The sequence below is a fragment of the Vibrio genomosp. F6 genome, from assembly GCF_005146325.1.
In the GTDB taxonomy this organism is placed as follows: domain Bacteria; phylum Pseudomonadota; class Gammaproteobacteria; order Enterobacterales; family Vibrionaceae; genus Vibrio; species Vibrio cortegadensis.
The window spans coordinates 1-10426 of the sequence record NZ_SYUT01000039.1 but is presented as its reverse complement, the minus strand read 5'-3'; the positions used below and the strand labels follow the sequence as shown (position 1 = coordinate 10426).

Below are 10426 nucleotides of genomic sequence, written 5' to 3'. Positions count from 1 at the left end.
TATTGCCGTCGATACAAGCACTCATGAAATTATTGCAGCCGAGCTAAGTTTATCGACGGTTACGGATGGGGAAGTTCTCCCGAACTTACTGAAACAAACACGCCGCAGTATCCTTGAGGTATCTGGTGATGGGGCTTACGACACGAGAGCGTGTCATGCTGCTATTAAGATTAAGGGAGCCATTGCTCTTATTCCCCCAAGAGAGGGGGCAGCCTTCTGGGAGCGTGGTCACCCTCGCAATCTCGCCGTGGGTTGGCTCGAATAAGTATTGGAAAAAGCGGTATGGATACCATAAACGTTCATTGTCAGAAACAGCGATGTATCGAGTTAAACAGTTGCTAGGAGGACGGTTGAGCTTAAGAAATTACAATGCACAAGTGGGTGAAACTTACGCGATGATAAAAGCGTTGAATAAGCTCACTAGGCTAGGTATGCCTGAAACTTGTCGTATTGACTAAAAAGCATGCAAAACGGGCGGCTCTGTCTCTAAACTGAATTACGCAACAAAGCCCATCCCAGGTTAAGCTTGCGTTATCTAAATCAATGTCAATTGAGAAAGTAATATACACTGATTTTGGCCTGTTGAGTTTTTTTAATATTGATAAAGAAAAAGAGAAGAAAGCAAGAAAGTTACTCATAAAAGCTAAACAAATTGAGCGTTACCCTGTTGACAATAAACTCTCAAATGAAAACAAAGTCGGTTACTTACTTGTTGCAGATCGTATGTATAAATTACTCCAACAAGAATTTGACGAAGCTGATGCAACCTTAAGGCATTTAGAGTCGAAAGAATTTAAAGATTTCGTCAAAGATTTGAACTCATCGCTAGATCGCATTCAGTCCACGCTAGATAAAATAGATAATAATTCCCGCCGTACAGCCTCGTACGTACAAGAGTCTATTGCAGTATCGAAAAAAGGTTTTTCTGATGCAAGTGCTGATAGAGGTATGAGTGAATATTATTTGAAAAAACACAGGGAATGGGAAAAGCTTATGCACAATAAGGATCATGGCTATCAGTAATATTCAACCAATATCAAGTATGTTGAAAAACGTACTTGATATTGCCGAGCAATATACTATTCACCCACATCTCTAACCAACTCAGACAAATTAGCATTGATCGCCCTCAACCTAGAACTAGCCAAATGCCCTCACTTTCATTGCTTCGACATTTCGTTGGTCATGAATCGAGTTGGTGCTTATTGAATTTGAATTTACGTGATTGCATCACTACCTCCTTACTCATCAGAGATTGATAAATATTGGTTTAGTTCATTGTGGAATGTCTTAGGCATCAGTAGGTAGATACCCTTGTCGCTATCTTCAACAATGCTCAGAGAAATAGAAGCTCCGTAATCTAGAGCATCTTCGAATTCGGTATAGGTTAGTGCTCGTTTCAGTAGTTCGAGATCGTCGACGACAACAGCGTTTCGGTCATTAATTGAGGTGAGAAACCAGAGTTCACATTGCAGTTCATCCCAAGCTTGTTGGTTTTCCGTTTCATTATAAAATGGTTCGGTGAGTATAGCTTTGACTTGTTTTTGTAGGGTGGTGGTGACTGGGAGGGTAGATAGTTGTTGAAGATTGGTTATTTTGAGCATGATTAACTCCATAATTATCAGTATCATAGTGTTAATATGTATTTAATTTAGTTACGAATTCGGTAGGATGCCTAGAGAAAAGGGGTTCCATGTTTAGAGTGGAGATAAATTAATTGGAAATAAAACTCGTTAGGGACGGTGTAGACCCGACTATAGTAGTTATAAATGGCTTTTTAAGTGAATCAACAAAAGATGTTAACGACTGGCTTAGTGTTGTTGATGAATTATACCCTGAAAATAAAGTAGTTCACTTTACTTGGCCTAGTAGCAGCGTAAAAAGAATTTTGACAAAAGTTCTAGGTAAATCATTTATAACGGTCCTTATGAAAAAATCAGTCACACTTCCTGCTGATGCTGTAAAAGAATTTGCAGTGGAGTGGAAAAGGTCCTTAAAAAAGACTAGAGAGGCTGGTGAATGGCTTGCAAATTACATTAACCATGATGATGGGAAATATGTTTTCATGGGGCATTCACTCGGAGCTAGGGTCTCATACCATGCTCTTTCCGGGATCACTCGAAATGAAAGCGTACACTCAGCTTTATTGTTTGGTGGAGCCATATCAAAATCAGAAAGCTGGAGTAAAATATTAGAGGTCCATCCCGATACACTTATCACTAACTGCTACTCAGAAAATGACCTTGTTTTACGATATCTGTATCGAATGGGAACATTATTCAATAATACACCAATAGGTTTGGAAGCCATCGAACCAAAAGGAAAGAGTTTAATCTACAATATAGATCTTTCTAATATCGTTGACGGTCATACTGATTATAAGGTAGAAGATGTTGGTATATGGGTAGCTTCAATGGTCAAAATTACAAAAAATGAAGGAGGTGGCTTTTCGGCCTTATCAACGGAACAAGCTGGTTGGTTTCGTCGAACCATTTGGAGAGTTTCAAACGTGTTCTCTTAACTCCCCACCAAAAACCAATACCTAAATCCTAAGTCGCTGGGTCGATCACTCTAGACTGGCCCTGTAATCGCTCTCGAGCCCTTGCTCTACCTTGTAGTGAATAACTTGTTTCGACCTGACAAGCACTATCGAATTTTCTGTGAACGATCACTTGTATCGTGGGGTATCCAAAGTTCAGGGCAAAGCGTTGTGAGTTGCGTTTCGACGCCAAATTCAGATAGGTTGGCAATACCGATTTGAGCAGCACCCATACTAGTGGGCCGTTCGGCTCGAAATGATTGGATAACGATATCATTGGTCGCTTACTCAAACACTGTGGGTGAATTGTTGGAGCAGTATCCGCCGAGTTCAATTTTTTAGACCAGTTGTGGAAAGTTTGATAACTAATCGACTATTCGGTGAAATACGGCTTTATAGATAATGAGCTATGTTTCAGTTATTTCAAGAACTTGAAGCCAGAGGTTACGTTTTTCTTCTTGATTCATAGTGCCTTCGTAAAAAGGCACTATGACAAAGAGATATTGCTATTGGTATGTGTGGTTTAATCACCGTTTACATTTTTGTGACCATCACAAAAGTAAAGAACATTAAATAAGTCAGTAGATGAGATGAGTACTTACTAAGATGTTTTTTGTCTAAGATGTTTTTTTCATTTGGGCTAATTAACTCTAGCCTGACTGAGCCATGGCCAGATCTTCCCGTGGTTTTACCCTCCTCCTCAGTGATCACCTTTAACCCTTTGCAAGCGAGCATCCACTCCTCTTTCAAAGAACTTGATGCCATGTAATAGGTGACAACACGCCAATGGCTATTTGGGATCGCAAATTTAAACGCTTCTAAGAAGCGCAGTAGCTTATCTGGGTGGTTAAAATACACCCCAGAATGACTGACGGAGCAGTGATGTAAACAATATTTCATCTGTTCAATAAATTGCTCACGGTGAGCTCGATAATGCGGCCTTAGTTTTATATTGAACTTTTGAGCGTACTCCTTTTCTTTTTTTGTTTTTAAGCGGCCAGGGGCGAGCGAGTGTTGACGATTTTTACTGAATATTCGACTTTGATTACTATTGGCGTTGGCTGAGGTGACTCGTAATGATTTGATGTATTGAGCATTAGTGAACCACTGTTCAATGATCTCGGAGTTTAGCCGATACTCGAACGCCATGTTATCAATAGAGTGGCCGCAAGCAATGGCATCTAACACTTGGTAACATAATTCGATCGATAATGTATCTTGAGGTTTCGGAATTAAGCTCGTTGTGGATGCGTTAATATGTATTGCGCTATTAGACACTAACGCTTTCACATTCAGTTTCTTAAATAATGGCTTTAATCCATGGGCTAATATGACTTTTTGTTGATGTTTTTTATGCATCATCCAATATCGGTCATGTGTAAACACACCACTCTTAATTGCATCACTTGAATCAATAGGTTTAAGGTATTCCGTCTTTTGGGGGGCCGCGAGTAAATCACTGAGATGAAAATAATGGGCAAATGTGACGGTAGGATCTTCGTGTCCTGCGAATGCAGCAATTTCCCAATACCCCTTTAATGACGAATTTTTAAATAGCAAAGTACGAATATCATCGTGTTGCTTCTTATCGTATGGATAAAAATGAGGTAAAACTTCACTTGGTGATGGGAGTTCGAGCATGACTTGTAAGCGACTCAAACATGAATGTCTCAGGTGGTAGAAAACAAAGTGCTCTAAGCCAGAGGCTACTCTGAGAAAGCTCCCGACATAATTGGAAACGGCTGACTTATCAAATGGCTTCGTGGTGTTTTCGCCAATAGTCAGAAATGGAGATGCTCGATTTTTGGTGGTACTGCGTTTATGTTGCAGATAGGAATCAAAGATAGCTTTTTCATCATTCAGTAAAAGAGGCAATATAGGTAGTCTACGTAAGCTACTTGCAGTTTTGTTGTCCCCAAACTCATTGGGGCGAATGTCGATCCATATCTCATCGCAATGGCTGATATTCCTCATTTGTATTTTATACAGCTCATTCATTCTCAATCCACAACGATACGATAAAATACAGATAGACTGCAGTGCCAGTTTATCAAGAGTATTGATATCTGTGAGCGAATGAATGTGCTCCAATAATGCTCGAAATAGCACTTCATCAATAATACCTGCTCTGGTGTGTTCTTGAGTGGCATCATGATGGAAGAATTCATCGCCAAGTGTCGGTAATGTCAAATAAGAATACGCGAAGCTATGCAGATCTTTTAAACGTGCTGAAAAGTTTTTTCTTGATTTCTCACTTTTACGGCGATCGATCTGTTGCTGGTAAACCTCTTCTAGTTCAACTGGCGTGAGGTCATGAGTGAGCGAATGCTCAGTGTTCATGTACACCCAATCTTTAAGTAATGTATTCTTGTAGCTATTGATGGTCGATGGTTGGCAACTCAAAAGCTTGAATTGTAGCCAGCCAATGAAACAAGACTGCCAGTTCTCAAGCGGATAAATCTCGGTGATAGAGCGTAATGCTGTAGACAATTCGGTTGGGCTGAGCTTTTGACCCGACGTCATCTTAAACGGTGCTCTCATTATGGAATAAAAACTGGCGAGATTGGCATTATTTATTAAGTTGATTGTTCTTTCATGCGGTGTGGCTCGGGGGAGATCTATCTGAAGGTGAAAATCACCGAATGATGTCGCTTTTGGCATACTGACTTGTGGTTGAATGATTTGTTGCAGATTTTTGGATGGCAATGAATACGATGAGGTACGCCCCGTTCGAAATTCAATTAATGCTTGGCTTACATGTGAGTTTCTATTCCTCTCATACCAACTGGCTGCGCAACGGCAAAAAGCACGGAACTTAGATGGTAGGTTATCTGACGAAGAAAAGTTATCGATCAATCGTTTGTAAATGAGATCTGGTCGTACCGGTGCCTCCCATTGATTTTTCGACGTTTTATTCCACAGATGCAATTGTGCGAGAGTGTGTATTGATAAGTAACACTGATATTCAGTGACCCTGTCATCATCAATGTCGGTGTTTGTATTGATGTTGCCATTATCTAGTATCAGCGGTAGACAGGTATAACAACTGAAGCGAGAGAGAAGCAACGGCTCACTTTGAGCAATTTTTTTGTTGAATGCCTCGATCACATCGATGTTAAACTGACCAGATTCAAATATGAGTGATAACAGTAAGCTTTGATACCTTAGATTTGGATCAGACGTATCCGTACTTAGATTTTGACGCCACGCCTCGTAGGAGTCGTAGATGGCCCATGAATAACTCAACCATTGGCTGTCTCGTGTCTGTTTTGGTTCTCTATTGGTAACGATGGTCGTCGGTGGAAAATAAGGCCTATTAAATTGTTTCTGACAATGACGCAGTAAATGTTCACCGCGTTTAAAGGCTTGCCGAAAATCTTTTTGTTGACCAAAGGTATTGAGTAATGACGCCTCAAACTTTTCCCAGACCTCAATGAATACTTCATCTGAATTTATCGTGCATGGTTCGAAAAAGGCTTGATGAAAAAGTTCATCCGCTTTTAGTTTTACCTTTTCAACATGTTTGATACGTCTTCTATGTCGACGCTCTTCTTCTGTCTGTTTGTCCATTGCTTTCCCCTAAAAGTGTCGTTAAATGCAATTGTAAACATTCTGAAATAGCGAACAGTTCGCTTCTTTTAAATTGGCTAAATTGACCGAATGGCCGTTGATTCGCGTATTTATGCCCTAACCACGCGGCGATGAGTTCACCTGATATCCCTTGTGAATAGAGATAAGATCTTAAGTAATGCCGAGTCCAATTGGGCTGTAAAGGAAAAATCATGTCGATTTGTTCCGCATACGAAGAAGGAGTACACATGTCAATTTTGTTTTTGCGAATATAAAAACAAAAAGCAGATTTACCTTGTCTTGCCTCGCGATAGCGAAGGCTTAAAGTGGGCGAACTGACGTTGTAATGTAGCTCAGCTCTTTCACAATATTGAAGATAAGCACGAATTCTGTTTATGGCGATTGGCGGCAGTATTACGACCCGTCCTCCATAAACTGAACCTCGCTCTTTATCTGCAATACGATACTCACCTGTCGTGAGATGAATATCGTTTAAAGTGCCGAACCAATCATTGACTGGGCGGTATCCAGAGCTGAGCCCCAAAATCATCTGTAGCTCAAGTACAAGCATATTATGGTAGGGTTCGGAAAAATAACCTTTAGGCTCTTGAGCAGTTTTCCTAAAGTAAGTGTTGAATTGTTGGAATATCCATTGGAGTCTTTTTTCTTCAATATAGAAAGGAGAGCCAAGAAATCCATTATTACGGATTTCATAACGGTCGAACAAATAATCAGATTGGCTTAACATGTTTAAATGTTGACAATATTGAGTGTAGGAATCTAGAAGCTCATTTTGGCTGATCTTTGTATAATACCGTGCGGATTCATTTTGAGGATCGTTGCCAGTGATTAATTCAATGATACAAATATCCGTATTTTCGGCGATGAGGGTCTGTTTCATATATTGAGAAATCGATGATACGTTTAACGATAATTGGTGCTTTGCTTTTATATCGGATAATAAGCACTTAATGTCATTATCGTTGATGGAATTAAAGTTAAAATTTTTAAGACTGCTTATCAAGTTGAGGGGGAGTGGGAGGCAATACTCTGACTGAAAATCTTTAAGAAGAAAGGTTAAGTCATTATCAAGTTTTTTAATTGACGGTAATTTAAATTCTCTTTTTATACCGATAATGTGATCAGTTTTCGGTGATTTTGCCGCTTTCCATTGTTTTATTTCACTGAACGAGTTACCAGTAAATAGCATCAACAGCAACGTAGTAGCGACTTCAGACTTGGTGCTATTGTATCGAATCAGCTCTATACACTCTTTAAGAAGACACCCAATATCAAATTGCAAAACATGGCTAATGTGGCACGTTAGTACCATGCTATTTTTTATGATACTAGAGTTGATGGCGTGTGCACGCATTCCATTTAGGTGTCGGTCATAACGGACGAAATGTTTTGATGACACTAATGAGAGAGAGCGCTCAGGCTGAATGTTATCTTCAGAATACCAACTATCGTTACTTTTGCTCTGTGTTGAAATTTCGGTGATCTGAGCCGTGAATATGTCCTGCTCATCATCAAATAGCTGTTTTTTAGATTTTGACAATTCATGACTATTTTTAAACTCTCTTGTACCAACATTTCGATGTATCCCTTGTCTGGCTTCGTAGCTAGAGCGGATTGGATTTCGATAATAAGTGAGTCGGTTGTGTTGCTGCTTATCAATACCGTCATTGTTTTGAATGAGTTCATTAAAGTATTCAATCAATGATGAAAAATCGTACCGTGTTAATTCGGGAAGGAGTGGGATGAGTTTCTTGCGTCGTCCTTGAGCGTACTGCCTAATTTCGTTGCACAGATTTTCAATTTGGCCAGGATGATCCCCATGAATATATAACTGAGTAATGATCACTAGCGCGAGTGCTTTATAGTGATCAAATTTTAAAGCATTGTACGAAGATAACGTTAAAGATGATGTAATGAAAGAAGCGATCTCTTGTTTACTAATGAGCCTTCTGTCATGGAGTATTTTATTGATCGAGGATAGAGATACCGTGTTTCGTTGTTTCTGATGGTATTGCGCTTGCTTTACAAGCCATAACGTTTCATCAAACTCATCTAGAAATGCGATAGGCAGAAGGGCGTATAAGCGTAATATTTCGTCAGCGATGGCGCTTTTCTTATCATCAGAGCCGTAGAAGAGATCATCTATGAATGCCGCTCTTTTTTCATCGTTTGTCTTATCATTGAGCTGTTGATTATTCGTCATTAAAAACATCCCTCATCTTGGAAAAAATAGCGGGTTTTGTTCGAATCGAAGTGGGCTCTTTTTTTGTTCTTTTTTTCTGCTTCTTTAATCCGGATACGCTTAAGTTTGTGATTCGAGAGAGTGTTTTTTGAGTAATATGATCGCTACGAAAGATCGAGTGCATGAGGGGATGGGGTGCGCGTAAGTTTAATGCTTCGCGTATCGATTCAAGGTTTTGTGCTCCGATAGAAGAAAGAATGATTCTAAGTACGCAGCCCCAAGAAAATTCCGATATTTGTTCAAAGCTGAGATCTGTTTCAATAAGAACTAAAGCATCTTTTAAGCAGAAATGTTCAATTGAGAATCCTATTTGTTCGAAGCCTGAAACTATGCCGATCTGGTCATCTGAAAGATAAGTTGCACGGTAGACTTGAGTCTTTGCTAGAGAGTCTATTGATGCAGCTCCAAGCTGAGTTTTATCAAATATCAATTGTAGAGAGTGGTAAAACTCATACGCTTCACGAGAAGCTGGATGTATGTCTACAGATAAGTTTTTCTTTTTTCTTTCGGATAAAAATACAGGCATTTCCAAATCCATCTTTTAAAAAAAGGTACCGTAAGTAGCTTTTTACTAGCTTTGTTTTGAGGCTACTTCGTTATAAGATGGCATTAAATGGTTATTGTTGTAAATAGAAATTTGTGATATAAGTGGTTGATTCAAAGTAAGTATCTATAATTCCTATGTTTTCATTATATTTCTTTCAGGTTGGTGTCACTCTTCCAAGCTGATGATGCGGGTTCGATTCCCGCTGCACGCTCCAATTGCTTCCTTCTGTTTTACAATCAAAAAAACCTTTAAAAAGAAACGCTTAGCTGCGTGTTTTTGTGTGTCTGGAGTTTGTGTTTTATATCATTAGCTTTTGCTAATTTAAAATTGAGACCATATTGAGACCAATTAGCTTTTTAAGTGTTTATTGAAGTCTGGTCTCAATTAGTAGTTTTATCGTCAGCTAATTATTAGTTTATTTCATCTATTCATTTCCTTTCCTTACCTCTAGAAGTTCCCCAACAGTGCAATTCAAGTAGAGACAAATTTTTTCTAGAGTTTCGAAGTCAATACGATTATTTGTTTCATGAAACAAACGATTCACCGTACTCCGATTGACTCCAGTTTCCCTCACAACGTCAGCTATCTTTAGTTTTTTTGCACCAAGTAAAGTGGATAGATGGCATTTAATCATATCTTAAAAGACTCCAAATGTTTCGCTAAAGACACATAATGGTGTTGGCAGGTTTCTTTTTGTGTCGTATTGTTTCTCTAGAGCTACAAAGTGTAGCGACAAAGACAGGAAATGATTATGGCATATACCTACCTCACAACAGAAGAGTTATCTTCTGCAATCAAATATAACAAACGTGTCATACGAGAACAGTTGAAAGATTCTGTGTTATTCGAAGGCATTCATTATATACGTCCTTTTGGTGGTCGAAAGATTCTATTTATCTGGGAAAGGGTGGAAGAAGAGATGCTTAATGGCATTACTTCTGAATCATTACTATTGAAATAAGGAAAATGTTATGGGAAGCATCAATGAACGTGGTGGGCTGTTGTTTTTAGATTTTCGATATCAAGGGCAGCGCTGCCGAGAGTATACGAAATTAACGGATTCAAAGGTAAACCGAAATAGAACCGAAAAGCTTTTGAAAAAAATTGAAGCGGAAATAATTGTGGGGGCATTCGAATATGGTAAGTACTTTCCAAATAGTAAGCTCAGAGCAAAATTTGATGAAGTTGATGAACGTAAGCGCCAATCACAGGCTTACTTCAATGCCCCTGATTCACCAAGGTTTGAAGAGTTCGCTCAAACTTGGTTAGCAGAAATGAAAATAGAATGGAGTAAAGGTCATTATGAAGACGTAGAAGGCGTTCTGAATAAGTATTTGCTCCCTACATTCGGGAATAAGAAGATCAGCGCCATCAATAAGGGGCAAATCCTACAGTTTCGTTCCATCCTCGCCAAAGTACCGGGACGAAAAGGTAGCTTTCTTAGCCCATCACGTATTAATCACATCATGACACCCCTAAGGGTACTGCTTAATGAAGCCGCCGATCG

General features: G+C 39.2%; 9 protein-coding genes and 1 pseudogene. 5 read left to right on the top strand and 5 right to left on the bottom strand.

Annotated elements, in window-relative coordinates:
* Together FCV43_RS15145 and FCV43_RS15140 are read left to right on the top strand one after the other, a co-directional pair.
* Nucleotides 1-458: pseudogene (locus FCV43_RS15145) on the top strand (IS5 family transposase); the annotation flags it as partial.
* Between the two features lie 85 nt (nt 459-543).
* Nucleotides 544-1023, top strand: a complete 480-nt coding sequence (locus FCV43_RS15140; protein WP_136995672.1) for a hypothetical protein — start codon at nt 544-546, stop codon at nt 1021-1023.
* A 218-nt stretch (nt 1024-1241) separates the two neighbouring features.
* On the opposite strand, the gene FCV43_RS15135 is transcribed toward FCV43_RS15140, so the two are convergent.
* A complete protein-coding gene (locus FCV43_RS15135; protein WP_170961671.1) occupies nt 1242-1604 on the bottom strand; it encodes a hypothetical protein in 363 nt (120 codons plus the stop codon).
* Between the two features lie 113 nt (nt 1605-1717).
* On the opposite strand from FCV43_RS15135, the gene FCV43_RS15130 reads away from it, so the two are divergent.
* The gene (locus tag FCV43_RS15130; protein ID WP_113795459.1) at nt 1718-2521 is read left to right on the top strand and encodes a DUF726 domain-containing protein; all 804 of its coding nucleotides are present in this window, start codon (nt 1718-1720) and stop codon (nt 2519-2521) included.
* Nucleotides 2522-3073: 552 nt separating this feature from the next.
* Here the strand turns inward: FCV43_RS15130 and FCV43_RS15125 are convergent.
* The 4 genes from FCV43_RS15125 to FCV43_RS15110 all read right to left on the bottom strand — a co-directional run bounded on the left by FCV43_RS15125 (nt 3074) and on the right by FCV43_RS15110 (nt 9553).
* Complete coding sequence (locus tag FCV43_RS15125) at nt 3074-6109, bottom strand: hypothetical protein (protein WP_136995671.1); 3036 nt, start codon at nt 6107-6109, stop codon at nt 3074-3076.
* Nucleotides 6075-8333, bottom strand: a complete 2259-nt coding sequence (locus tag FCV43_RS15120; protein ID WP_136995670.1) for a site-specific integrase — start codon at nt 8331-8333, stop codon at nt 6075-6077. Before FCV43_RS15120 ends, FCV43_RS15125 begins: the two co-directional genes overlap by 35 nt.
* Complete coding sequence (locus FCV43_RS15115) at nt 8323-8898, bottom strand: hypothetical protein (protein ID WP_136995669.1); 576 nt, start codon at nt 8896-8898, stop codon at nt 8323-8325. The genes FCV43_RS15120 and FCV43_RS15115 overlap by 11 nt, the downstream gene beginning before the upstream one ends.
* 445 nt (nt 8899-9343) lie before the next feature.
* Nucleotides 9344-9553, bottom strand: a complete 210-nt coding sequence (locus tag FCV43_RS15110) for a helix-turn-helix domain-containing protein (protein ID WP_136995668.1) — start codon at nt 9551-9553, stop codon at nt 9344-9346.
* A 117-nt stretch (nt 9554-9670) separates the two neighbouring features.
* On the opposite strand from FCV43_RS15110, the gene FCV43_RS15105 reads away from it, so the two are divergent.
* Both FCV43_RS15105 and FCV43_RS15100 read left to right on the top strand, forming a co-directional pair.
* Nucleotides 9671-9880 (top strand): hypothetical protein, encoded by a 210-nt coding sequence (locus FCV43_RS15105; protein ID WP_136995667.1) that lies wholly within the window; start codon nt 9671-9673, stop codon nt 9878-9880.
* A gap of 10 nt (nt 9881-9890) precedes the next feature.
* A partial coding sequence (locus tag FCV43_RS15100) for an Arm DNA-binding domain-containing protein (RefSeq protein ID WP_136995666.1) occupies nt 9891-10426 on the top strand: 536 nt, incomplete at its 3' end.

Coding starts and splice junctions, on each gene's coding strand:
- FCV43_RS15140 (WP_136995672.1), top strand. CDS start 544: ATGTCAATTGAGAAAGTAATATACACTGATTTTGGCCTGTTGAGTTTT.
- FCV43_RS15135 (WP_170961671.1), bottom strand. CDS start 1,604: ATGCTCAAAATAACCAATCTTCAACAACTATCTACCCTCCCAGTCACC.
- FCV43_RS15125 (WP_136995671.1), bottom strand. CDS start 6,109: ATGGACAAACAGACAGAAGAAGAGCGTCGACATAGAAGACGTATCAAA.
- FCV43_RS15120 (WP_136995670.1), bottom strand. CDS start 8,333: ATGACGAATAATCAACAGCTCAATGATAAGACAAACGATGAAAAAAGA.
- FCV43_RS15115 (WP_136995669.1), bottom strand. CDS start 8,898: ATGCCTGTATTTTTATCCGAAAGAAAAAAGAAAAACTTATCTGTAGAC.
- FCV43_RS15110 (WP_136995668.1), bottom strand. CDS start 9,553: ATGATTAAATGCCATCTATCCACTTTACTTGGTGCAAAAAAACTAAAG.
- FCV43_RS15105 (WP_136995667.1), top strand. CDS start 9,671: ATGGCATATACCTACCTCACAACAGAAGAGTTATCTTCTGCAATCAAA.